We start from the raw sequence: 25,099 nt of genomic DNA, 5'->3' as shown, positions 1-25,099 counted from the left end.
TATTGTGTTTGTTAACTTTAACTGTTTAAAATATAAACCGAACGGTCTGTTTAAAAGGGAGATGATAAAAGTGAGCGAAAAACATGTTTTAATTATTGGTGGTGGAATTGCAGGAGTTGCAATGGGGATTTTCTTAAAAAAACAAGGAATTAGTTGCTCCGTGTATGAGGGTTATCCAATTAAAAAAGATGCTGGTGCTGCTTTTGGTATCTTCCCAAATGGAATGAATGTATTAGAATCACTTGGTTTAAAACAAGAAGTGCTAAAGAACAGTTGGTCCATTAAAGTGTATGAAACGATTAATATGTATGGGACTGTTATGTCAACTTTTACTCTAGTGGATGAGGAGAATCATTATTACCCCATGCAATATATAGCTAGGTCAAAATTAATGAACATATTGCTAGAAACAGCGCAAAATGAGGGAGTTTGTATTCATTACGGAAAGAAACTAATAAATTTGCATCAGGATGAAACCTCGGTTACAGCTTATTTTGAGGATGGAACGCAAGAGACAGGAACTGAACTAGTTGGAGCTGATGGTATTCATTCAAAAACAAGGCAAAATATATTTAACCAATGCTCAATGTTTTATGCGGGATACTCAATTATTCAAGGAATTGTTTCTTCGCAGGATTTATGCGGCAAGAATTATGAGAGTTTTGCAAGTTACGTAAAAGGAAACAATATTATGGGGATAGCAAGATGTCATTCTGGAGATATAGAGAACTATCATTGGGTTTGTTCTGTTTATTCAGACAGAAAAATTTCTTCAAAGGAGCTAGAGCAAAAAACGACCGAAGAGCTGAAGATAGAGTTGCTAAAATTATTTAAGGATTGGAGCGAACCTATTCCTAGTATGATTGAAAATTCAAGGCAAATACATGCAAGAAGCCGATTTGAATTTAAGCCATTAGAAAGTTGGTCAAAAAATAGAGTCGTGTTAATTGGTGACGCTTTGCACGGTATTTCTCCTGATACAGGTCAGGGAGTGTCCCTTGCACTTGAAGATGCAATGTATTTATCCAAATTAATGTCTGAACATGATTATAAAGATGCTTATCATTATTTTGAATTCGATCGTAAAGCTAGGGTTCAAAACATTAGGAAAATGGCTGAGATGGAGAACCCGATGTTATTGGGCTTTGATATCTTTAAAAATCCAACTAATGTGGCTGCAAGTACAATAAGCGCTATATTAGAAAGGAAAGAAACGGTGAACGAGTGACTCAATAAAAAAAGAAGATACCTTTCGGTATCTTCTTTACCTTACTGTGATGATATGATTTTTCTTGAATTTAAATTTATTTTTAGAGATCATTTTTTTGAAAAGTAAAGGACAAAGAATGCTTCCTGCTAATCCCATACATTCGAAGAAAATATTATTTTTGTATTTGAAAATCCAATATCCTGTTGAGCCAATAATAATATCAAAAAAAAAGAATTCTTTTAACTGTTTTTTTGTTAAAGATATGATTAAAACTTTTGTCGGTTTTATTTTAATCATGATAATCATCTCCTTTTCGATCAAATGTATTCAATGAAATTTATATTAGACACATAGTTTAATGAGGAATAAATTCAGAAATTCAACAATAAAAATAAACCGATCGGTTTGTATAAGTACATTGCGAGGAGAGTGAAAATGGCAGAAAACCAAGAAGTCTACACGAAATCGCTTTTAAAGTCTCGATCTTTTATTTTTGTTTTTCTGGCGGGTATGTTTGCTATGCTTGGTTATAGTATGTATTTAATAACGGTATCCTGGTATGTTATCAATGAGTTAAACTCCCCATCATTAGTTGGTCTTACATTGCTTGCTGCAACAATTCCAAGACTAACTATGATGATTTTTAGCGGTGCTTTATCAGATAAATATAAAAAAACTACGATCATGTTCATCACACATATACTTCAAGCGGCGGTTCTATTTTGTTTGTATTTGCTTTTAGTAAGTGGTTCTTTGACATTCATTATATTATTATTGATTTCAGCTTTGTTTGGTTTTCTTGACGCATTTTTTGGCCCTGCAAGTTCATCCCTGATTCCAAAAATCATTCATAAATCGCTTCTACAAAAGGCGAATGCATTTTATCAGGGAGGAAACCAAGTCATGTTTATTATTGGTCCTATTATTGCGGGAGTAGTTATGGAATCAGCTTCAATTAGCCTTAGTTATTTAATTGCCGCATTATTCGTTTTATTGTCTGGTATTCTTATTTATCCAAAACTGATTAATGAGCCTGAATCAGAAAATCAAAAAAATGACCAGGGAACTTGGGAAGATATCAAGGATGGAATCAGATATGTTAATAAAACAAATAATTTAGTCATAGGTATTTTAATATTTATCACATTAGAGCTGTGTGTGATAGGACCTTTAGAAATCGGAATACCATTATTAGTAAAATCATTCAATGGAACCCCTATACAATTGAGTCTGTTAGAATCAGGATTGGGTGTCGGAATGGTCATAGGGTCAGCTATATTATCTATCTGGGTATTTAAACGGAATAGAGGTGCAGTAACGGTTTACGGGCTATTACTTATTTCTGTATTCATGATTTTGTTTAGTCTAGCTAATAGTCTGCTTATTCTTATACTTTTTTCAGTACTAATTGGATTTAGTGCTATGTTAATCTTTATCCCGTTTTATACAATAGCCCAAGAAAGCACTCGACCGAATATGATGGGAAGGGTCATGAGTATTGTGTTTTTAGCATCACATGGATTTAACCCTGTGGCCTTTGCTATTATTACCCCGTTAGCTGCCATCGGAATCGATATTCAAGCAGTTATGTTAGCAGCTGGAATTGTTTGTTTAATAGCGGGGATCATTATATTTTTCAATTCTAGGTCTTATCAGAAATTTTAAAGGGCTTTGCAAAATGAACGTGTTTTGATTTAAATATGGTAAAATGACGAAAAAAGGACTGAGTAAAGACGTCTATAATGAAAGGATAGGGAGTATGACAAGTAACTCATCTGGAAAAGGAAAAAGCAAAAGTACAAAGACAAAAAAAGAGTTGATAAACGTTGCTCGCGACTTATTCGCAAAAAAGGGTTATTCAGAAACGTCTATTAGAGATATTCTAACTGCAGCCAACATCAGTAAAGGGAATCTTTATCATCATTTTAAAGGGAAAGAGTTTTTATTTCTGCACATTATGGAAGAAGACACTCAGGAGTGGGTTAATCTTTGGACTGAAAAAAAAAGGCAATATAAAAACGCGATTGAAAAACTGTATGGTTTAGCAGAATTTATGATTGATATTAATATTAATTACTCTTTATTAAATGCCAGTGAGGAATTTTTCACTAGTGCTTTTTCATCTGAAGAAGTAGTGGAGCGACTAACTAAATTAGACGACCAATACTATGTGATTATGGAAGATATCTTGAGAGAAGGCATCAACGATGGAAGTTGGGTTATTGATAACATACAAATCACTTCAAAAATTCTTGCCGGATTATTTTACAGTATAGATACATTATATCGGAATGATTCCATTCAACAAAAAAAAGAGATGCTGACAGAGGCAACGAAGATTTTTATTAAAGGCATTAAATAGAAATTTTGCGAACTGTAAAATAACTTGACTATAGGAGCTTTATAATTTAAAAATCCCCTCATTTAGTTTAAAATAAACCGTACGGTCTGTTTATAATCTCTTTGATATAACTGATTGAGTTTTAAATAGAAAATAGTGATGGGGGGGGAGTACGTTTTGAACTATATACCATGTATCATTACAATAGGAAACTTTATTTGTGGACTATTGGCTATTTATTCATTATTAGTTCACGATATTTATTCTGCAGTGACTTTTATTTTTACAGGTTTAATTTTGGATTTCTTCGATGGCATGATTGCACGTAAGCTTGATGCTGTTTCTGATATAGGGAGAGAGTTAGACTCATTTGCAGACTTAGTTACCTTCGGTGTAGCACCTTCTATGTTTGCTTATAGTATGGTTCTATCGGCAATACCTTTTATCGGAATTTTATGCGCACTTGCATACAGCATTTGTGGAATGGTTCGGCTTTCGAAATTTAATGTTGAACAAAGCAAGCTTTCGACTTTTATTGGAATGCCGATTCCATTTGCTGCAATCTGCCTTATAATATTAAGCTTTGTAAATAATCCGATTCTATTGGCTCTTGGTACATGCGGATTATCTTATTTAATGATAAGCGAAATTAAATTTCCTCACTTTAAGAAGCATACAGTGGAAAAATTGGAGACAAGAAGATGGAATTAATCCAACAAATCATTGCAGACTATGGATACGTAGCTATATTTTTAATGTTGGTTCTTGGAATTGTAGGATTACCGATACCCGATGAGATCATGATGACAATTGTCGGTTACTTTACTAATATTGATGTGTTGAATTATCCGCTGGCCATTATAATCAGTTTTTTCGGAGCGATGCTAGGCATGATGATTAGTTATTTGATTGGACGAAAAGCCGGACGCCCTTTTATCGATAAGTATGGAAAATGGGTTGGACTGAAAGAAAAGAGAATGTTAAAAGTTGAAATATGGATGAAGAAATACGGTCCATATTCTCTTATTATCGGTTATTTCATTCCTGGCATTAGACATTTAACCTGTTATTTTTCAGGGATTGGCAAAATGGAGTTAAAGACGTATATCTCGTTTGCAGCTATCGGTGCCTTTTTATGGTGTTTTATTTTTATTACAATCGGTAGACTTATAGGAGTTATTAAAATTTGATACCAAATTTCTTCACCACTTTTTAATGATTTCAAACAGTTAATATCCTTTTGTATTTGAGTAAACTAAAGATAAGTGAAAAAAAGAGAGGCGTTAAGTCTTTCTTTTTTTTGTTTGCAAATGTTACTGTCAAGTCGCAAAAGAATTGCTATGACCGCAAAAAAACCGCAAAGGAGTAGATATAATGTACCCTTTTGCAATTCGTCTTTGTAAAATAAAGGGTGTTCTGACATAATACAATTAATGTAAATATTCACATAATTCACGTAAGGATGGGGGGCTTTTTTTGCGGGGTGTTTTCTTAGATAAAGATAAAATTCCGTACGATATAGTCACAAAAAAGTTAAATGATTGGTATACATCAATAAAAAATGATCAAGTTGAGCAAGCAGAGATTATAAAAAAAGAAGTAGAGAAAGAATTGCTAAACATGGAAGAAAACCAAGATGCTTTGTTATATTATCAGCTATTGGAATTTAGGCACGAGATAATGTTGAGTTATATGGAATCAAAGGAAATAGATGATCTGAACAGTGCTTATGAGACTATAAAAGAGATTGAAGAGCAAGGGCAATTAACCGGAATGCTGGAATACTATTATTATTTTTTTAAAGGTATGTATGAATTTAGACGTAAAGAATTGACTACGGCGATAAGCGCCTATCGAATAGCAGAATCAAAGTTGTCGGAAGTTGAGGACGAAATAGAAAAAGCAGAGTTTTTTTTCAAAGTGTCCTATGTGTATTATTATATGAAACAAACGTATTTCTCCATGAATTATGCAAATCGTGCCCTAAAAATATTCAGAGAGTATGAGGGATATGCTGTTCAAACGTTACGCTGTCAATTCATTGTTGCCGGAAATTATATTGATTCATTGGAATATGAGAAGGCATTACAAGTTTTTTTTGAATCATTGGAGATAGCAAAAGAAATAAATATTGATCATTTAATTGGAATGTCTCATATAAATATCGGTATATGTTTTGATGAATTAGAGGAATATACAAAGGCATCCCGTCACTTGGAATTGTCTTTAGAGTATTTAGAAAAATGCAATAATTCATTTGTGTCGAAAGCGTTATTCATTTTGACACATGTCAAAGCGAAACAGAAGAACTTTAATTTGGCTTTTGAATATTTTGAGAAAGGGAAAATGTATAGTAATAAAAATAATGATAATGAATACGCGGCGAAATTCAAAATATTAGAAGGACTTTACTTTTCAAATGGTGAATATCATCATATTGAAGATGCTTTTACTTATCTAGAATCAAAAAAAATGTATGCTGATGTTGAGAATTACGCCATAGAAGTTGGGGATTACTTTCACCAAACCGGCGATTTGGTGCTTTCAAACCAATATTATCGTTTAAGCATTGAAGCCAGACAAAAAATAAAAAAAGGAGAGATTATCAATGAAAATCACTCGGGCTCTGTTGGCAGTGCTGGTATTGAGTAGTGTTTTAACTTTGAACCATTTGCAAACTAAAATGGAAGCAAATCATGAAATAAAGATCGCATCGGACAGAGTTGCAGCATGATTTTTTGAATTGACAAATTCTAGATTATGGTATAAAATGAAATTTGTAAGACCATACTAAAGATTGGGCGCAATGCCATACGGTTAAAGTAGCACCGTATTCCCTTTCCCCTGGGACATAAAAAAAACTGGGGTGCATCACCCGTCCTGACTAGGGATAGATATATACTAGTCTGCTACTCTAAAAATTGAATTTTTAATATAGCCCTGATTTTTCAGGGCTATATTTTATATAAGGGGAAAATGATGGATAAAGACACTTTTGCTAATTTGACTTCTAAACCAAGCTTTGATCAAATTTCTATTCAATTACTTCAAGAATATTATGAAGCATATTTAACACCATATGTTTTCAAGTATGATGTGAATTTAAATGGTAAACATCAGACAATAGAATTGAAGTTTAATAGGGACAATTTTTGTCATTTGCTTGGTATAACGAAAATAGCGGAAGAGTCAAAAAATGTTCCTGAAAGATTGGTTAGAAATTATAAAGGGAATAGAGGCTACGATGGAATAAAAAAAGGTTGGATTACAAAGAAAAAATTAAATTTGCTACATAAATCTCGTTATAAAGATATGAAGAGAAAAATGGTTTGGTTTTATCTTGTTCATCGTCTACTTCAGTCACCTAAAGCCATTGATTATAAATACCAAGTGAATCAGATTGCTTCAGTTGATATAATTTTTTTTGATGAAATTCAAAAGGCTTTTATTCACTTAGGTATCTTGAAGAAAAAAGGCAAAGTTCCCAATGTATATGTTCCGTCAACTTTTTTAGTAGAACCTATAACTCAAAATAATGACGGTAAAAAGTTTATTGATGGTCAGCCTATTATTAGTGTAACTAGGTATGAAAAAACCTTAGCGAAAAAATAAACTGGTTGAAAAAATCTAATTATTTTGATGTTTAACGAACCGAAATTACTCGATATGTTATTCTTTAAAGTTTGCTATCTCTAACCTGCGATGAATTAAATTCTCATCCAGGCTTTTTTATTTGGTACAATTCATTCGTGCCAATGACATATGATCATTTATTAGTGGGGTATTTCAAGCCTCGTCCCGTGCCCATTTACTGCCCAGAATTAACAACAAATCATGAAAATAAGTGTAAATGAAATAACTTAATGCTATAAATAAAGGCTTTTGTAACCCATGACACGTTTTTACTAGGTTGAGGGCCTAGTGGGTGAATAACCCGTGGAGGTTCAAGTCCTCTCGGCCGCATCCCAATAATACCAAGGGTTTTAGACCTTTGGTATTTTTTTGTTTATTTTTAAATGATCTACTGGTGTCTCTACAATGATGATGGTTTATTTGTTTATACTGAAATAATTTATTATTCACCGCATGCAATAGTGGTTATAACCATTTCACTAAAGCAGGAGGCGGCGGAGATGGCGAATATGAAACGGTTGGCATTGCACCGGGAAGTGGAAAGAATTTTAGGGCTGTGTTTGAAAAATACGCCCGTAAGAAAGGTGTTATTGACCAAGTGAATATTATTATGGCGCTCACCATGCAGGAAAGTGGTGGGCGTTCTTTAGATATTATGCAAAGTTCCGGAAGTATTGGCTTACCTTCTAACTCCATAACTGACCTAGAATACTCGATTGAAGTCACTGATTATCTTCATGAACAAGGAAATTTAATGCTCTCTAATGAATATTATCGTATGAGTATTGAAGCAATACGAGATTATTTTGTTATACCGGATTTTTACAAAACAATGTCTTAAGTTATCATTGATTTGGGTGCCCAATTAGTGCCCTGAATTCATGAAAATGATAAAATAAGTGTAAATAAAAGTGGCTATTTAAAATTAGAATCAATTCATTATCGTAAAATAACTAATCGGCGAAGAAAGGATGATCAGTCAAATGAAAACATTAGTTATCGTTATACATCCTAATTTGGAAACGTCTGTTGTCAACAAAACCTGGATGAATCGTTTAAAGCAAGAGAATGACATTACGGTTCATGACCTGTACGGTGAATACCCTAATTTTATCATTGATGTAGAAAAAGAGCAGCAGCTCCTGTTAGATCATGAGCGTATCGTTTTTCAGTTCCCGATGTATTGGTACAGCAGTCCCGCGTTACTCAAACAATGGGAAGATGATGTGTTAACACATGGCTGGGCTTTTGGAACTGGAGGAACGAAATTGCATGGAAAAGAACTACTCTTAGCTATCTCCCTAGGTGCACAGGAATCTGATTATCAAGCAGGCGGAGAATATAATATCACGATCAGCGAGCTTACCAGACCGTTTCAAGTCACTGCTAACTATATAGGAATGCGTTTTCTTCCTGCGTTTACACAATATGGGGCACTTCACCTTTCAAAAGAAGAGGTTAAGAACAGTGCTGAGAAATTGGTTGACTATCTTAAGGCTGAGCATTGATCCGGTATTCGCGAGGGAAGCTGAAACAAATGAAGTGTAGTGAAAATAAGGGTTTGTGATAGATTTTAATTATTTTAATCAAACTTTATTTCAAAGTTTCATCGAATACTGAATGCAGGGGGGCATAGAGCGAGGGCTTAACATTAATGACAGCAGGGCAATGAGTACATATTTCTTGATGAAATGTAGAGTTCCTTGGTCCTTAATAGGTGCCCAATTTGTGCCCAGAATTCATGAAAAATGATGAAAATAAGTATAAATAAAATAAACAGATGCTTTGAATAAAAGCTTTTGTAACTCATGATATGTTTTTACTAGGTTGAGGGACTCGAATTAACAAAGAAGATACCAAACTATATTGGTATCTTCTTTTTTTTTGCATCAGAGTTATTAAATCTTTTTATATTGATGATGTTAAATTAATGTCCCATTTTTTAACACTAACGATGTGACTTATATGATAATTATATACAAAAATCACTTATATCTAGGAAATTAAACAAATTTACACAAAAAAGTATAAAATAATCTTTACAAATTACGACAAATACTTAATGTTTTTTGTAATCAACCCTTATTTTGTGACAAATATATCAACATTTGGTCACCTTGAAAAATATTCATAAATTGTATATATTTAATTCGAGAGGAGGCCATATAAAGAACGAATATTCCGATTTATGAAAAATTTATCGGGAGGTAGATTCATAAAACAATTAAATAGTGGGAGTGAGAGTCTATGAGAAAGGGCTTTGTGCCTAAAGCTTACATACTGAATCTTAGGAAAACCCTAATGATTCTTGCAGTCTTGTTATTGATTGCTGGCAATGTGTTGACAGTTTTGCCGAATCATATTCATGCTGAAGATAATACAAAGGTAACTCAAGCTGCAGAAAATACTTGCCCAGCCCCAGTTGCATTGATCAATGGGGGCTTTGAACAACCTAAAGCAAGAAATGTTGGGGATAAAGGTTCCACGGGAACTGACCCATACTGGATGTACTTTTTCGAAAATGAAGTTCCAGGTTGGGAAACAGATGCGTCCGACAACCGGATACAAATTATGCAAAATTCTAACGAATTTAAGGTGGGGCCTGAGACTGACAGAATGTCTGTTGTTGCTGCAGAAGGGACACAATACGCAGAATTAAACGCCAATGAACCAGCGATGTTATACCAAGATGTAAATACAACTCCAGGACAAACCATCTATTGGCGACTGGCTCATCGCGGGGAACTTGGCTATGATACTATGCAGATTCGAATAGGATCAGTGAATACTCCAGTTGATACACTTCCGGTTATTCAAAAAATGAGTAGTACATATGATAAATGGTACTATTATACGGGAACTTACACGGTGCCTGCAGGACAAACTAAAACAAGATTTGGTTTTGAGGCAGTTACAGCTTCGAGTGGTAGTGCAATGGCTGGAAATTTATTGGATGATATATTCCTTGGAACAGAACCATGTGTGACGGCAAATAAGTCAGTCTCTCCACAAGGCGAGGTGCATCCTGGAGATGAATTAACATATGCAGTCCAAGTCAAAAACCAAGGCGGAGACGTTGCTTCTGATGCAAGCTTTTCCGACGCAATTCCAGAGGGAACTGAATATGTTCCTGGATCATTAAAATTAATTAACGGTTCGACAACAAAGAATTTAACTGATGCATCCGATGATGATGAAGGCAATTTTGATGGTAATAAAGTAAATATTGCATTAGGAGATCTACCTAACACGAACAACTTGCCTAATGGAATGACTGTACAGTTTAAAGTGAAAGCTAAGACAGGTTATGTCGGCAAAGAAATTTCTAACAAAGCGCAAATAAACTATGACAGTTTATTAACGAATACAAGTAAAAAAACTGAATCAAACGAAGTAACGACTCCGGTTGTTTTTAAAGATCCTGTACTTGAATCAAAGAAAACATCTGCTATTAAGGCAAAAGCGGATGGAAACCAAGACACGGATCACCCAGAAGTTGGAGATACGCTTTCTTACAAGATTCAGACCCGAAATACTATTGAAGACAGTCAGGTGAAAAACGTTGCCATTTCAGATGCGGTGCCAGAAGGCTTAGAATATGTTCCGGGTACTTTACAAGTAGATGGCACATCAGTCAGTGATGCTCAGGATGATGACAAGGGACAGTATGCTGATGGGAAAGTATCAGGACAGATTGGTAATATAAGCGATACCGAATGGCATAATGTGACTTTTGAAGCGAAAGTGAAGTCTGGTCAAGCAGGAAAGGATATTATCAATAAGGCAAGCATTTCAGGAGATAATATTGAGACTCCGGATACACCGAGTAATGAAGTCAAAGTTTATCCGAGGAACCCTTCCTTAGAGTCAAAGAAAACATCAGCAATTAAGGAAAAAGTGGAAGGAAACAAATATCCGGATCACCCAGAAGTCGGAGACACGCTTCTTTACACAATCCAAACACGGAATACTGAAGAAGACAGTGAGGCGAAAAACCTTACAATCTCGGATACACTACCAGATGGTCTTGAATATATTCCAGGCACTCTGAAAGTAGACGGTACAGCAGTCAGCGACGCCAAAGACGATGACAAAGGTGATGTGACAGACGGTAAAGTGTCAGGCCAAATTGGTGATGTGACTGATACTGAATGGCATAATGTGACCTTTGAAGCGAAAGTAAAGGCCGGACAAGCTGGTGAAACAATTCAAAATACGGCTAGCGTTACTGGCAGCAACGTCGACACACCAGATAAGCCGAGCAATGATACCGAGATTTATCCAAGAAAACCGAATGTAGAATCGAAGAAAACTGCAAGCCTTCAGGAAAAAGCAGAGGGCAATAAAGATGAGAAACATCCAGAAGTAGGAGATACACTTCTTTATACAATCGAAACGAGAAACACAATTGAAGACAGTCTGCTGAAAGATCTCGTCATTTCAGATGAACTTCCGGACGGATTAGAATACGTTTCGGGCTCACTCAAAGTAGACAATAAAGGAGTCAGTGACGCCAAAGACGACGATAAAGGTGATGTGACAGATAGCAAAGTGTCAGGTCAAATTGGTGATGTGACTGACACAGAATGGCATACTGTTACCTTTGAAGCGAAAGTGAAAGCTGGCCAAGCTGGTGAAACGATTCAAAATACGGCTAGCGTTACTGGCAGCAACGTCGACACCCCGGATACACCAAAAAATGAAGTTGAAGTTTATCCGAGGAATCCTGCCTTAGAGTCAAAGAAAACTGCAAGTATTCAAGCAAAAGCAGAGGGCAATAAAGAAGAGAATCAGACACAAGTGGGAGATACACTTCTTTATACGATCCAGACAAGAAACACAATTGAGGATAGTCTGGTGAAAAATCTTGTCATCTCAGATGAACTTCCAGAAGGCCTAGAGTATGTTTCTGGAACGCTAAAAGTAGACAATAAAGCCGTCAGCGACGCCCAAGATGATGATAAAGGCGCTATGACAGACGGCAAAGTATCGGGTCAAATTGGTGATGTGACTGATACAGAATGGCATACTGTAACCTTTGAAGTGAAAGTGAAAGCTGGCCAAAGAGATCAGAAAATTGTGAATACCGCCAGCGTCACAGGTGACAATGTTGATAAACCAGATACACCAAGCCATGAGGTCAAAGTTTACCCGAAAAATCCAGTCTTAGAGTCAGAGAAGACAGCAAAGAATCTGGATTCCGATAAAGAGAAGTATGAAGCAGGAGATACGATTGTTTACACTATCAAAACAAGAAATACAGTAGCAGACAGTAAAGTAACTGATCTCGTCATCTCAGATAAACTGCCGGAAGGCTTAGAATATGTTCCAGGCACACTAAAAGTAGACAATAAAGAAGTCAGTGATGCCCGAGATGATGATAAAGGCGATGTGACAGACGGCAAAGTATCAGGCCAGTTTGGCGATGTGACTGATACAGAATGGCATACTGTTACATTTGAAGCGAAAGTAAAAGCTGGTCAAGCAGACAAAAAAATTGTCAATACGGCGAGCATTAGCGGTGATAATACTGATAAACCGGATACACCAAGCCAAGAGGTCAAGGTTTCTCCGAAAGATCCAGTTCTGAAGTCGGAAAAGTCAGTGAAAAATCTAGATTCAGATAAAGGGAAATATGAAGCGGGAGATACAGTTGTTTACACGATCAAAACAAGAAATACAGTAGCGGATAGTAAAGTAACTGATCTTGTCATCTCAGATAAACTCCCAGCCGGATTAAAGTATGTCGAAGGCAGCTTGAAAGCGAGCAACGGTGGAGAAGCAACCATCAAGGACGGCAAAATCACAGCTAACTTTGGTGACGTGACTGATACCGAGTGGCGTAGTGTGACATTCCAAGCGAAAATTGAGTCCGGATATGCGGAAAAAACGATTAAAAACGTGGCAACCGTTGACGGCGGCAATATCGACACACCAGATACACCGGGAACAGACATGAAAGTTGATCCTAAGGAACCAAAACTAGAATCAAAGAAAACAGCCTCCATTAAGGAAAAAGCTGATGGAAATAAAGATGAGGACCATCCGGAATCTGGCGACACGCTTCTTTACACAATCCAAACCCGGAACACGGTTGATGACAGCCTTGTCAAAGATCTTGTCATCTCGGATTCTCTTCCGGAAGGATTAGAATATGTTGCAGGAACATTGAAAGTGGATGGTACAGCAGTAAGTGATGATCAAGACGATGATCATGGATATTATGCCGACGGTAAGACGTCAGGAGAGTTTGGCAATGTGACCGATACGAAATGGCACTCTGTGACATTTGAAGCAAAAGTGAAGTCTGGTCAAGCAGGTAAAGATATCGTCAACACTGCAAACATCAGCAGTGACAATATCAAGACCCCTGACCAACCGAGCCATGAAGTGAAGGTATATCCACGAAATCCTGTTTTAGAATCTGAAAAGACAGTGAAGAACTTGGATTCAGATAAGGAAAAGTATGAAGCAGGGGATACGGTAGTCTACACCATTAAAACCCGAAATACAGTATCCGACGGTAAAGTAGAAAATCTGGTGATTTCAGATGATCTTCCAGCCGGATTGAAGTATGTCGAAGGCAGCTTGAAAGCGAGCAATGGTGGAGAAGCAACAATCAAGGATGGCAAAATCACAGCAAACTTTGGTGAAGTTACAGACACGGAATGGCATACTGTGACATTCCAAGCGAAAATTGAGTCTGGATATGAAGGCAAAACCATTACAAACGTGGCAACTGTAAATGGCAGCAGTATTGATAAGCCTGATAAACCGAAAGCAGAGATGAATGTTGTATCGAAAGGTTCCGAGAAACCAAATGAACCTGCTAAGCCAAGCAAACCAACGCCAGAAAAAACAGATGGAAAGACAAATGCAGGAAAAGAACTTCCAAATACAGCGACAAATACGTATAATCTGATCCTTGTTGGTTTGGTATTGTTAGTAGCAGGAACTGCACTTTGGTACTTTAGAAGAAAAAGAAATGCCTGATGTTGTATGAAGAAATATCTTCCTATATGCATCATTATTGCCGGACTCGCTTTTATAGGTTACGGAGTCTGGGAAGTGTTGGACAGCAGTCATAAAACAGAACAAACTTTAGATGAGGCAAAACTTGCACTAAAGAGCCCTTCTGGAAAAAAAGAAGGCTCAGATAAAGAAGGATTTAAGCCTAAGTTCGGAGAGGCAGTTGGCATTCTGGAGATTCCAAAGATCGACGCCGAGCTTCCGATTGTAGAGGGAACCGATGCGGATGATTTGGTAAAAGGAGTCGGCCACTACAAAGGCAGTTATTATCCAGATGAAAACGGGCAGATTGTTCTATCAGGTCATCGGGATACCGTCTTCCGCCGAACGGGAGAACTGAAAAAAGGTGATCAATTAAAGGTTAAGCTGCCATATGGAAGTTTTTCATATGAAATAGACAAAACAAAAATTGTAGACCAAACAGATAAGTCTATTATTACGCTGCAGCATGATAAAGAGGAGCTTATCCTTACTACTTGTTATCCCTTTTCATATATCGGTAATGCGCCAAAACGATATATTATTTATGGAAAACGGATATGAGAACAAAAATTAGGCTGACGATCATTTTCGTCAGCCTTTTATGAGTAAGCGTGTTATTAACTAATCTCATAGATATGGTCACTCTTTAAAAAGAACGCTACTCCATTTTTACTCCTCAATATGAATAAATAAATATAAAATGTCATAATCCAAATAAATAAACACTGATATATAAAGGTTTTGTAACAGAAAACACAGATTCACTTTATTGAGGGCCTAGTGGGTGAATAACCCGTGGAGATTCAAGTCCTCTCGGCCGCATCCCAATAATACCAAGGGTTTAACCACCTTTGGTATTATTTTTTTATGCGGAAAATACGGCTATGGATGAAGACTTACTCACCAACTCACCAGTACTTAAAGAGTAAGACATCCAAACGGTGGCAGTTTCCTACTATTTATTAGGAAAAAGATGTCCGTAAATATTCATTGTAAAAGAAACGGGACTATGTCCTAATCGTTCAAAAAAATAAAGGGTGGTACATACTATACATGACTAACATGCATTGACCATTTCCTTCTTTTTCAGCGCCCGATTGTTGAAGAACATAAGCTAATACAACTGACTCGACTTCTAAAGTTTGCTCCATTCTTTATTCAAACAACTCATCCACAACATGTTTTAAAATCTCGTAAGACTGAATTTCCTTGCTCAATTCGTAAATATTAGACAACACAATTAATTCATCTGCTTGATACATTTGTTGGAATTCAATTAGTTCGCGACGAATTGTGTCTGGATCACCCATGATTGTATACCCCAGTCGACGATGGAGAATTTCTAATTCAAACTGTGATAACGATTCTAGGAAGTTTTCAGTGGGTGGAATAAGCTTACTTAAATTATTTGTATAAATATCAATATACACCTGCAAATGACTGGCAGAAATAAAAGATGCCTCTTCCATAGATTCTGCTGCAATCACATTAATACAAGCGATCACATAAGGCTCTTGTAAATAAGAAGACGGTTGGAAATGTTCTCGATAAATAGCGAGCGCTTCTTCCATCGCATGAGGTGAAAATTGAGCGCCAAATGCATAGGGTAAACCAAGCTTTGCAGCAATTTCCGCTGAATCCGTTGAGGATCCTAATACAAAAACAGGCACATGCGTTCCAATACCCGGATAAGCGCGAACCTCTCCCTGCACACTCTTATCCCCAACAAAACGCAAAATATCATTTACTTCTCTTTCAAAGAAAAACACGCCATTATGGTTGGAACGACGAATCACATCGGCCGTTTTTTGATCTGTTCCCGGTGCGCGTCCTAATGCCAAATCTACACGATTTGGATATAATGTTTCAAGTGTTCCAAATTGCTCCGCTACAACTAATGGGGAATGATTTGGCAACATAATGCCTCCTGAACCTACGCGGATGTCCTTTGTATTTGCTAATATATGTTGTACAATTGATACGGTTGCTGCACTTGCATAAGCGTCGTGATTATGGTGCTCTGCAAACCAAATCCGTTTATAGCCCATATGATCTACAGCTTTAGCTAATGACACTGCAGAATCAATCCCTTGTTTCATTGTTTCTCCTTGTCTTAATGGAGCAACTGATAAAACAGATATATCAAATTTCTTCATAATTTCACCTCTAATTATAATGAACTTATACAAAATCAATGGAAAAAACCATTTTAAATAAATGTCTCATATTAAATGGTGTACATTCCTCTTTTGATTTGTACGCAAATAAATATATACTTTCTCAATCGATCAATACATAGGGAAAATAAAGTGATTTCACAATATCACTTTATTTTTAAAGTTTTAAGCAAACATAAACAAATTGTACAGCGAACAAACTATGTAAAATACATCTTATTTTTTCAGAAAGGATACAAGAAAATGATTGATGAAATAGATAAAAAAATACTTGATGAACTGTCTAAAAATAGTCGCATTACAATGAAAAAATTAGGGGAAAAAGTACATCTCACTGCACCAGCAGCCGCATCAAGAGTAGTAAAGTTATTAGACAATGACATAATAAAAGGATGCAGTATTGAAGTGAATCAAGTGAAATTAGGCTTCTCTGTACATGCTTTTCTTAATATTTATATCGAAAAAATCCATCATCAACCCTATTTAGCCTTTATAGAAACACAAGGTAACTTTGTAATAAACAATTATAAAGTTAGTGGAGACGGTTGCTATTTGCTTGAATGTAAATTTCCTTCAAACGAGGTATTAGATCAATTTTTAAATGACTTAAACAAACATGCAAACTATAAAGTGTCGATTGTTATTGGTAAATAGTTACCTTTATAAAACGGAGATGTGTGGTCATATAACATGATATATATCTGCTCTAAAAAAGCCCTAGTTTGGATATGAAACTTACCAAGCTAGGGCTTTTTTTATACATATGGAACTGCAGCTGCTGGCTATGTTAAGTGTACTCTCTCCCTGATCTTCATTGTAATTTGGCTATTATGACTTACTTTCACTACAATTTTTTATCTGTTTGATCTAGTTGAACGTTAATTCCTTTCGAAAATAAAGTCAAAGAGTTAAAACACTTTTTTTTATCTATGTATTTGAACACTGCTGATAGTATACACTTAACTCTGTCGAAGTAAGACAAATAAAAAAGAAAGTGAGTTGTAAATATGAATATTACACAAATTCGAAATGCAACAATTGTTGTAAATTACGCAAATAAAAAATTTTTAATAGATCCTATGTTAGCAGAGAAAGGTACGTACGCTACTTTTCCTGAAACTATCAGACAAGATTTATTTAATCCTTTGGTGAGTTTGCCAACATCAATTGATAACATTCTGGATGGCGTAGATGCAGTAATTGTTACTCATCTACACCTAGATCACTTTGATGATGTGGCAAAAAACGTATTGCCAAAAAACATCAAAATGTTTGTTCAAAATGAAGCAGATGCAAAAGAAGTAAAAGCAAGTGGTTTCAAAAATGTAGAAGTACTGCAACAAGACACTGTTTTTGAAGGGATCCAATTAGTAAAAACAAAAGGTGAACATGGCAGAGGAGAAGAGTTATTAAACTTAATGGGTGAAGTTTGTGGAATAGTATTCAAGCACCCAAGTGAAAAAGTTTTATATGTAGCTGGGGATACAGTTTGGTATGATGCTATCGAAGACGAGATTCATACACATCAACCAGAAATCATTGTGGTTAATGGGGGAGACAATCAAAGATTAGATTTAGGTTCACTCATCATGGGTAAAGAAGACATCTATGAAGTTCACAAGGCTGCTCCTCATGCTAAGATTATATCTGTTCATATGGAAGCTGTTAACCATTGGACACTATCTAGAGAAGAATTAAAAAACTTTAGTAAAGAAAAAGGATTCTCAAGACATATTTTAGTACCAGAAGATGGCGAGTCTTACACATTTTAATATAAATACCGAAAAATAATATTGTCTTGTTCATATTTAAAAATAAGAAATAGAAGAAGCTCATCATTATAAAAAATAATCATGAGCTTCTTCTCATAATGAATTAATTAAATTTTAAATATATCGAAAATGCAAAATATACGGAATAACAAAAATGGAATGTTCCAATGATGACAAAAAAACTTGAAAGCAACAAAGATTTGTCGTTAGGAGGTAGAATTCATGGTAATGACAAAAAAAGATACAAATATATCAACACAGCAGCCTGTTTGGTTACAAGATTATATTGATTCACCAGAAAAACAAAACCAACTTTATAAAAAAACATTAAAAATCTTGATTTTTTCACAAATATTTGGGGGAGCAGGACTTGGTGCTGGGATAACAGTTGGGGCGCTTCTTGCACAAGATATGATAGGATCGGAAAATGTAGCAGGAATTCCAACTGCCCTCTTTACTTTTGGATCTGCCGTAGCTGCCCTACTTATAGGAGCATCCTCACAACGTTTTGGCCGTAGAGCTGGACTTGCAGGTGGTTTCCTTATAGGTGGATTAGGCGCTATAGGTGTTATAATTGCGGCTTTAATCAACAGCGTTGCCCTATTATTTGTTTCCCTTCTTATTTATGGAGCAGGTATGGCTTCTAATCTTCAAGTTCGGTATGCTGGGACAGACCTTGCAAATGAGAAGCAACGGGCAACTGCTGCAAGCATGGCCTTGGTTTCTACTACTTTAGGAGCTGTAGTGGGCCCTAACTTAGTTAATACGATGGGAGAATTTGCAGATTCAATTGGTGTTCCCAATTTAGCTGGTCCGTTTATCATGTCAGGAGCAGCTTTTATAATTGCTGGATTTATTCTCTTCATTTTTCTTCGTCCAGATCCGCTGTTTGTATCTACAGCTATTGCGAATGCTGAGAAAAAAGACGATAAAGTACAAATAGGAGGAAGTCTAAAAAATCCTGCCATAAACAAAAAAGGAATAATGGTAGGAGCTGTAATTATGATTTTAGCTCAACTAATCATGACAGCGATTATGACAATGACACCAGTTCACATGGGTCATCACGGTCATGGTTTAAGCGAAGTGGGTTTAGTGATAGGGCTCCATATTGCAGCGATGTATCTTCCTTCACCATTGACTGGTTTATTAGTAGATAAGTATGGTCGCACTACTATGGCTATTGCTTCAGGTGCTACACTTCTTGCCGCTGGATTGGTGGCAGCTATTGCACCGGCAGACTCATTATCATTACTAATCCTAGCACTAGTATTACTAGGGGTAGGTTGGAACTTTGGTTTACTAACGGGAACTGCCCTCATTATAGATTCAACACATCCATCTCTACGAGCAAAAACACAAGGAACATTCGATGTTTTAGTAGCACTATCAGGAGCAGCAGGTGGAGCCTTGTCAGGAATGGTTGTCGCACATTCTAGTTATACAATATTATCAATTTCTGGAGCCGTTTTGTCATTGTTACTTGTTCCTGTAGTTATTTGGTATTTTAAAGGGAATCAGGTAAAAGCATAAGTTATATAATTTGCTAAGGCGGCAACGGAACCTCCTTTTTTTATTTCTTATAGTAAGGAGTTGACAGGGCATTAGTGCATGTGTGTAACTACACAATTATTTAGTTGTTCGTTTACAGTCTAAAAAAAGTGCCCGTTTTTCCCAAAAACGAATATAAAACGTTGAAAATGAGTGTAAGGAATGATATCAACAGGTTTTTTTGTAACTGATGATAAGCATCCGCTTTAATGAGGGATTCGAAGTAATAAAAAATACCAAGTCAAATTGGATTTTTTTGTTTTTTCTTTAGAGTTATTAAATTCCCTCTTAGGAGTACTGTGACTTGTCATCAAACACAAGTCATGATTTACTTCTTTTTGAGGAACTTCCTTATTTCGAAACCTTTTGTTGATTGATAACGTAGACTCTTAATAAAACATGAAGTTTTGTTATTGATTATGAAAGGAGAGTTAAAATGGATTACATTTATAAGGAAAAGAAAAATGGAAATCGTTTAATATCAATCAGAGATAAATGGGAGAATGCACTTATTGAGTTTGAGCAAAAAGGTAATCAAATTGATATAGTGATCAATTATCGTAACGAGAAAACAACTAAGTTTTCGTTGCCAATCGAGACTTTTGAGAGAGTATATCATGATATTAAAAATAAGTAGGAGAGACAGATAATAATACAGTTTGAAAGATTAAATTGTTTGTAAAACTATAGATAATATGGAGCTATTAAAGGATCAAATACTGGCTATTTTAATAGACATGGCACCACTGGCGAGTAGGATAACCAATTCTGGTAGACATAGATACTCGAACCAATATCGCTCATATTATAAAAGAAATTTGTAATGAAAAAAGACAACGATATGTTGTCCTTTTTTTGTCTTAGAAAGCCTCATTATTCTTCTTTAAGTTAAGCCCGAGAATTGTTAGCAAGGAGAAAAATAAAACAAATAAAGGTAATATGAAGTATGTAACATAAGGGGTATTAACAAAATCACCAATTATTAAAGATAATCCTAGAATTGAATAATAAGAAATAGCAATTTTTGAATTATTTTTAAATCCAGCCTTAAAAACTAACCACATGTATTTATCTTTATTAGTTTTAACAAGTAAAGCACACATAATACTCATAAAACCTAAGAGAGATAATCCCAACTTTTGCACCTCCTATTATTATTTTTAATAATAATACTATCATAATATTCCAAGGAAGTCTCTCTGTAATGGATCAAATTGGTTTGTGATTGTAAACAAGTTGGATCTCTGAATGTTTTTGGTTATTTTAGCAGACCTGCCACCAGTGACACGTGCAATATCATAAAAATATCCAGTGGTTTGAACAGTTCTCATTTTATTGAGGTACTTGAAGAAAGAGCATATAAAATATTGAAAAAAGGTAGTAATATTTATTTTGAAGTACCTTTTTATTTTCGATGCTCAAGTTGAGCAGCAGAGATTTTAAGTAGCGTATTTTCAATAACCTATTTGCAAAGTGAACATAAAACTAAGATCAAAGTGGCTGCAGATAGGGTAAGGGGCATAGGTTACTAAAATAAATTAAAAAAAGCTTAATCTTTTTGATTAAGCTTTTTTTAAAAGTTCTGTTAAAGTTTAATGTTGATTTACAGTCTAAGTAAAACTCTTCTCAAACTTTATTCATTTTAATAAACCATATTTATTTTTAATCACGGTTATTAGAGCTATTACTATAGTGTCTAGGCGAAAATACGTTTTTTAATGCACTTATTATTCCAGGCACTAGAAAGAAGGCGCCAAAAAAGACAGTAAGTAAATTTAATTGTGGTGTTTCATAAAAAGTAAACCATTCTATAAAAATTGACGATTCCGTAATTCTCCCAAATAGTGTTCCATCAATCTCTCTATAATTAGGTAACCATCCTGTTGTTTCAAATGCAATAAAAATGATCTGTGACAATAAAAACACACCAATTTGAGAAACCCAATATTTTTTCAGAAATGGAACACTTTTTTGCTTTTCAGCCAACTAATATCCCTCCCTGCATTAGATACCATTTTATATTGATATACGGAAAATCAAAGAACAAGTTTCAAAATTTAACATATTTTTCTATTGTTTATTTTCTTATTGAACTCAACTGCATGTTTAGTTTAATAACAAATGCGGTGTCGTCTGCAGAGCTTTATTCGAAACCAGTAGCGGTTATTACAGCTTCATGTGATGGGGAAAATGCGCATTAAGCATTACAACTCAATCTAAGTATGTTAAATGTGAATGTATTCAATGGTGGAGCGTTATTAATTTCACGAGCAAACAATAAATTGAACGAAGACGGGGAATTTATAGATAATGAGGTTAATTCCTCACTAGAGTTATTAATATCTAAATTGCTTGAAGAAGTCAAAAAGAAAGGTTCTTTTTAGAACAGGTGTTTAGATAAATAAAAAGGACAAAGGGTAATTGCCAGCAGATTAGTTAGTATGCTAAGTTTTTTGTTTTCTCCGATCTGCTCGGTTTTCAGCTCCAGATAACAAAGACTTTGCTTCAAATACCTTCATTGTCCAATCCTTTCAGTGATTTTATATCTAAATTTACCATGGAATAGATATGATAGTTTCAAAAATTGTTTTAGAGAAGTCACGAATGTTAAATCGTTTAATCCATAATGAGAAGTGGAGAAGTATAGGGGTGTTAATTGCTCACCAATTATTAACATAATTCATACAAGCTTATGACATGATGTAAAAAGGAGTTAGAAAGTGTAATGAAAATAAGCTTTCACAACCTGTTAAAGATTTACTATGTTAAGGGCCTAGTGGGTGAATAACCCGTGGAGGTTCAAGTCCTCTCGGGCGATCCCATTAATACCAGGGGTTCCATCACCTTTGGTATTATTTTTTTGTTGCAAGTGTATGTAGCATTAAAAAAAGTGCTGACCCCTGCACAACACTTGTTGCGCGAGTCTGCACTTTTATTCTTCAAGATACACTGTCCCTTATCTCGATTAAGGGAGGGTATTTAATCCGTTTTTAGCCGCACTGATACTTGGCTTTTAGGAGCTTTTTTTAAATGGCTAAAACCAACAAATTTTTTGCCTTCTTCATCCCATAGTCGGAATTTTAACGACTTAAGACTTGTTCCCAGTGTAATGGTCGGAACGTTTTGCAATGGTTCAGTGTTGTTATGTACTTCTTCAAGCTTATAGTTTGGGACTCTCGGGCTTAAATGATGGACATGATGGAAACCGATATTGCCTGTTAGCCATTGCATGATTCTTGGAAGCTTATAAAAAGAGCTTCCTTCCACTGCTGCTTTTACATATTCCCAATGCTCATCTTCTTCAAAATAAGAATCCTCAAACGTATGCTGAATATAAAACATCCAAATTCCGAGGGTTCCCGATATCATGAAAATTGGCGCTTGAACCAGCAGGAAGTTTTGCCAGCCGATAGCCCAACATAAAAGTGCTGCCAAAGCGACGATACCCAGGTTCGTTACATACGTATTCATCCGTTCTTTGCGTTTTGCCCCTTTACGATTAAAACGATTGGTAATCCCGAAGACGTAAATCGGCCCAATAATAAACATGACAAACGGATTTCTGTACAAACGGTACATGATTTTTGTCTTCGTTGAGGCTTCCTTATACTCCTCAACGGTCAGTACCCAAATATCGCCTGTACCGCGTTTGTCCAGGTTGCTGCTTGTCGCATGATGGACAGAGTGGTCGTGTGCCCAATGATCAAAAGGATGCAGAGTCAGAATTCCTGTTATTGTTCCAAGGATTCGATTCGCCCTTCTGTTCTTAAAAAAGGAATAGTGGCAGCAATCATGAAAAATGATGAAGGTTCTCACCAAAAACCCGGCCGCAACGACAGAAATTGCTAGTGTAAGGAAATAAGAAATTGACAAGCTCTTATATGCCAAAAACCATAACAGGAAAAATGGTACCAATGTGTTAATGATTTGAAAAATGCTTTTTTGTAAATCGGACTTTTCGTAAGGGGTAACCAGTTTTCTCAAAGTCCTTAGGTTTTCTTTACTCATTTATTAAAGTTTCCCCTTCCCTAATGTTCTTAATCTCAGTATAGAAAACGTTTTATTCCCTTTGAAGTCCCAGCTGTCATACTCCATATATGATAAGTATCATGGTTTTGTTATAACTTTCCAGCCGGCTAAGGATCCTTTTCAAAAGCTGTTAAATGGAGCGATTTTTCAATCCGTCTGTAAAATAATCGGAAATGTGAAACTGATTTCCATCTTAATTAAATCTTTATTAGCAGAGACAGCCTGGAAACAAAAGTTGTATAAAGATTATACCCATCTCTTTATCGAGCCAAACTCTCTCCCTGCTCTCCTATGGGAATCGGTTTATTTAGACTGTGAACCTTGATTGAGAAACAAACATGGTAATGAAGAAAAGGAAGATGATTTGAGATCAAGTTTTAATTTTTATGAGGATCTTGGCAAAATGGGGATATACCATGGTGACGTTTGCACATCTGCAGAAATAAAGCTTTACCAGTGAACAGCCCTGGTTTTAGCACTTGAGCCGAGCTTTGTAAAGAAATCCTTAACAATCAATAATGAAGTACGATTAAGCAAAGAAAAAGGGTTGAAGACACTCGCGATTCATTTTCACGGTGTTTTCAAACCATAGTAATTGAAGGCCTCTTTTTCTGCATGTTTAACAAATAATGCCACGAATAAAACAATAATATTAATTTGCATTTATTTCCGTTTCGTGTTATTCTAAAGAAGAATTATTTTTGTTCGTGTAAAGGATGAATATTGACTTTTCGTCTTGATGATACTTTGGGCAGGGATAGTAATTAAATGTGTGGTAACACACTAGGAGGCAACAAAAATGGAACAAGGTACAGTTAAATGGTTTAATGCAGAAAAAGGTTTTGGATTTATCGAACGTGAAAATGGAGACGACGTATTCGTACACTTCTCTGCAATCCAAGGTGACGGATTCAAATCTTTAGACGAAGGTCAAAAAGTAACGTTTGACGTTGAGCAAGGTGCTCGTGGAGCTCAAGCTGCTAACGTTCAAAAAGCTGCTTAATCTTAAAACGTTTATAGAAACAGGCTCTTTATATAGGGGCCTGTTTTTTTACGTTCTCTATAATACTAAAACTCAATAAAAAACCCTACTCAACGTGCGAGTAGGGAGATGTTACAAGGTAATAGCAAAAGATTTAACGCTTCAAAGGTTTGTTTATAGTATAACACACTGGATTGACAATATGCGGAATGTATATAAATTATTTATTTTTCTTTTCGAATACAAGTACATACTATTCTTTCTTTTTTCACTAACCTGTGGAGATCGGTTTATTTAGACCGTGGACATTGCTTGATTGAGACCATTAATACGAATTGAATGTTGAGTGTCAAAATTTTGAAAAGGATTTGGAAAGTGGTAATGAAGAAAAGG

General features: G+C 35.6%; 21 protein-coding genes and 3 pseudogenes. 19 read left to right on the top strand and 5 right to left on the bottom strand.

Annotation, left to right across the window (positions count from 1 at the left end):
• The first annotated feature begins 70 nt into the window (after positions 1-70).
• A complete protein-coding gene (locus tag LJF29_RS19185) occupies positions 71-1,228 on the top strand; it encodes an FAD-dependent oxidoreductase (protein ID WP_229150151.1) in 1,158 nt (385 codons plus the stop codon).
• 36 nt (positions 1,229-1,264) lie between these two features.
• Here LJF29_RS19185 and LJF29_RS19180 read toward each other — a convergent pair whose 3' ends face one another.
• A complete protein-coding gene (locus LJF29_RS19180) occupies positions 1,265-1,507 on the bottom strand; it encodes a hypothetical protein (protein WP_094231424.1) in 243 nt (80 codons plus the stop codon).
• Positions 1,508-1,645: 138 nt separating this feature from the next.
• On the opposite strand from LJF29_RS19180, the gene LJF29_RS19175 reads away from it, so the two are divergent.
• The 11 genes and pseudogenes from LJF29_RS19175 (at position 1,646) to LJF29_RS19130 (ending at position 14,756) form a co-directional block, all read left to right on the top strand.
• Complete coding sequence (locus LJF29_RS19175; protein ID WP_094231425.1) at positions 1,646-2,875, top strand: MFS transporter; 1,230 nt, start codon at positions 1,646-1,648, stop codon at positions 2,873-2,875.
• A 94-nt stretch (positions 2,876-2,969) separates the two neighbouring features.
• The gene (locus tag LJF29_RS19170; RefSeq protein ID WP_229150150.1) at positions 2,970-3,572 is read left to right on the top strand and encodes a TetR/AcrR family transcriptional regulator; all 603 of its coding nucleotides are present in this window, start codon (positions 2,970-2,972) and stop codon (positions 3,570-3,572) included.
• A gap of 156 nt (positions 3,573-3,728) precedes the next feature.
• Positions 3,729-4,262, top strand: a complete 534-nt coding sequence (pssA, locus tag LJF29_RS19165; protein ID WP_094231427.1) for a CDP-diacylglycerol--serine O-phosphatidyltransferase — start codon at positions 3,729-3,731, stop codon at positions 4,260-4,262.
• Positions 4,253-4,741, top strand: a complete 489-nt coding sequence (locus tag LJF29_RS19160) for a DedA family protein (protein ID WP_094231428.1) — start codon at positions 4,253-4,255, stop codon at positions 4,739-4,741. The genes pssA and LJF29_RS19160 overlap by 10 nt, the downstream gene beginning before the upstream one ends.
• Before the next feature lie 286 nt (positions 4,742-5,027).
• A complete protein-coding gene (locus tag LJF29_RS19155) occupies positions 5,028-6,203 on the top strand; it encodes a Rap family tetratricopeptide repeat protein (RefSeq protein ID WP_229150149.1) in 1,176 nt (391 codons plus the stop codon).
• 327 nt (positions 6,204-6,530) lie between these two features.
• On the top strand, positions 6,531-7,163 hold the full coding sequence (locus LJF29_RS19150; protein ID WP_229150148.1) for a PBECR4 domain-containing protein: 633 nt from the start codon (positions 6,531-6,533) through the stop codon (positions 7,161-7,163).
• Between the two features lie 511 nt (positions 7,164-7,674).
• Positions 7,675-7,908, top strand: a pseudogene (locus tag LJF29_RS19145) (lysozyme family protein); the annotation flags it as partial.
• Positions 7,894-7,983: pseudogene (locus LJF29_RS21355) on the top strand (hypothetical protein); the annotation flags it as partial. The pseudogenes LJF29_RS19145 and LJF29_RS21355, both read left to right, overlap by 15 nt.
• Before the next feature lie 184 nt (positions 7,984-8,167).
• A complete protein-coding gene (locus LJF29_RS19140; protein WP_229150147.1) occupies positions 8,168-8,692 on the top strand; it encodes an NAD(P)H-dependent oxidoreductase in 525 nt (174 codons plus the stop codon).
• Between the two features lie 739 nt (positions 8,693-9,431).
• Complete coding sequence (locus LJF29_RS19135; RefSeq protein ID WP_229150146.1) at positions 9,432-14,177, top strand: isopeptide-forming domain-containing fimbrial protein; 4,746 nt, start codon at positions 9,432-9,434, stop codon at positions 14,175-14,177.
• 6 nt (positions 14,178-14,183) lie between these two features.
• Positions 14,184-14,756, top strand: coding sequence for a class D sortase (locus LJF29_RS19130; protein ID WP_229150145.1), 573 nt, complete (start codon positions 14,184-14,186; stop codon positions 14,754-14,756).
• 593 nt (positions 14,757-15,349) lie between these two features.
• Here LJF29_RS19130 and LJF29_RS19125 read toward each other — a convergent pair.
• On the bottom strand, positions 15,350-16,351 hold the full coding sequence (locus LJF29_RS19125) for an LLM class flavin-dependent oxidoreductase (protein WP_229150144.1): 1,002 nt from the start codon (positions 16,349-16,351) through the stop codon (positions 15,350-15,352).
• Positions 16,352-16,615: 264 nt separating this feature from the next.
• Here LJF29_RS19125 and lrpA point away from each other — a divergent pair, with 264 nt between their 5' ends.
• From lrpA to LJF29_RS19105, 4 genes are all read left to right on the top strand, one after another.
• Positions 16,616-17,026 (top strand): transcriptional regulator LrpA, encoded by a 411-nt coding sequence (gene lrpA, locus LJF29_RS19120; RefSeq protein ID WP_168747021.1) that lies wholly within the window; start codon positions 16,616-16,618, stop codon positions 17,024-17,026.
• A gap of 353 nt (positions 17,027-17,379) precedes the next feature.
• On the top strand, positions 17,380-18,144 hold the full coding sequence (locus tag LJF29_RS19115) for an MBL fold metallo-hydrolase (RefSeq protein WP_229150143.1): 765 nt from the start codon (positions 17,380-17,382) through the stop codon (positions 18,142-18,144).
• A gap of 222 nt (positions 18,145-18,366) precedes the next feature.
• Positions 18,367-19,677, top strand: coding sequence for an MFS transporter (locus LJF29_RS19110; protein ID WP_229150142.1), 1,311 nt, complete (start codon positions 18,367-18,369; stop codon positions 19,675-19,677).
• A 454-nt stretch (positions 19,678-20,131) separates the two neighbouring features.
• A complete protein-coding gene (locus tag LJF29_RS19105) occupies positions 20,132-20,332 on the top strand; it encodes a hypothetical protein (RefSeq protein ID WP_229150141.1) in 201 nt (66 codons plus the stop codon).
• Between the two features lie 223 nt (positions 20,333-20,555).
• On the opposite strand, the gene LJF29_RS19100 is transcribed toward LJF29_RS19105, so the two are convergent.
• Entirely contained in the window at positions 20,556-20,831 is a 276-nt protein-coding gene (locus LJF29_RS19100) for a hypothetical protein (RefSeq protein WP_229150140.1), read from the bottom strand.
• A gap of 291 nt (positions 20,832-21,122) precedes the next feature.
• Between LJF29_RS19100 and LJF29_RS19095 the strand changes: the two are divergent.
• Positions 21,123-21,227 (top strand): annotated as a pseudogene (locus LJF29_RS19095) (hypothetical protein); the annotation flags it as partial.
• A gap of 130 nt (positions 21,228-21,357) precedes the next feature.
• On the opposite strand, the gene LJF29_RS19090 reads toward LJF29_RS19095, so the two are convergent.
• A complete protein-coding gene (locus tag LJF29_RS19090) occupies positions 21,358-21,681 on the bottom strand; it encodes a YfzA family protein (RefSeq protein WP_168747024.1) in 324 nt (107 codons plus the stop codon).
• A gap of 993 nt (positions 21,682-22,674) precedes the next feature.
• The gene (locus tag LJF29_RS19085) at positions 22,675-23,703 is read right to left on the bottom strand and encodes a fatty acid desaturase (RefSeq protein WP_229150139.1); all 1,029 of its coding nucleotides are present in this window, start codon (positions 23,701-23,703) and stop codon (positions 22,675-22,677) included.
• 196 nt (positions 23,704-23,899) lie between these two features.
• Here LJF29_RS19085 and LJF29_RS21350 point away from each other — a divergent pair, with 196 nt between their 5' ends.
• Both LJF29_RS21350 and cspC read left to right on the top strand, forming a co-directional pair.
• Positions 23,900-24,049: a molecular chaperone TorD family protein gene (locus LJF29_RS21350; RefSeq protein ID WP_369012015.1), complete on the top strand. Its 150-nt coding sequence runs from the start codon at positions 23,900-23,902 to the stop codon at positions 24,047-24,049.
• A gap of 474 nt (positions 24,050-24,523) precedes the next feature.
• Entirely contained in the window at positions 24,524-24,727 is a 204-nt protein-coding gene (cspC, locus tag LJF29_RS19080) for a cold shock protein CspC (RefSeq protein ID WP_010333136.1), read from the top strand.
• Positions 24,728-25,099 lie beyond the last annotated feature (372 nt).

This window comes from Bacillus sp. LBG-1-113 (genome assembly GCF_020708615.1).
Lineage (GTDB): Bacteria > Bacillota > Bacilli > Bacillales > Bacillaceae > Bacillus > Bacillus mojavensis.
This window is presented reverse-complemented; position numbering and strand designations above follow the sequence as displayed.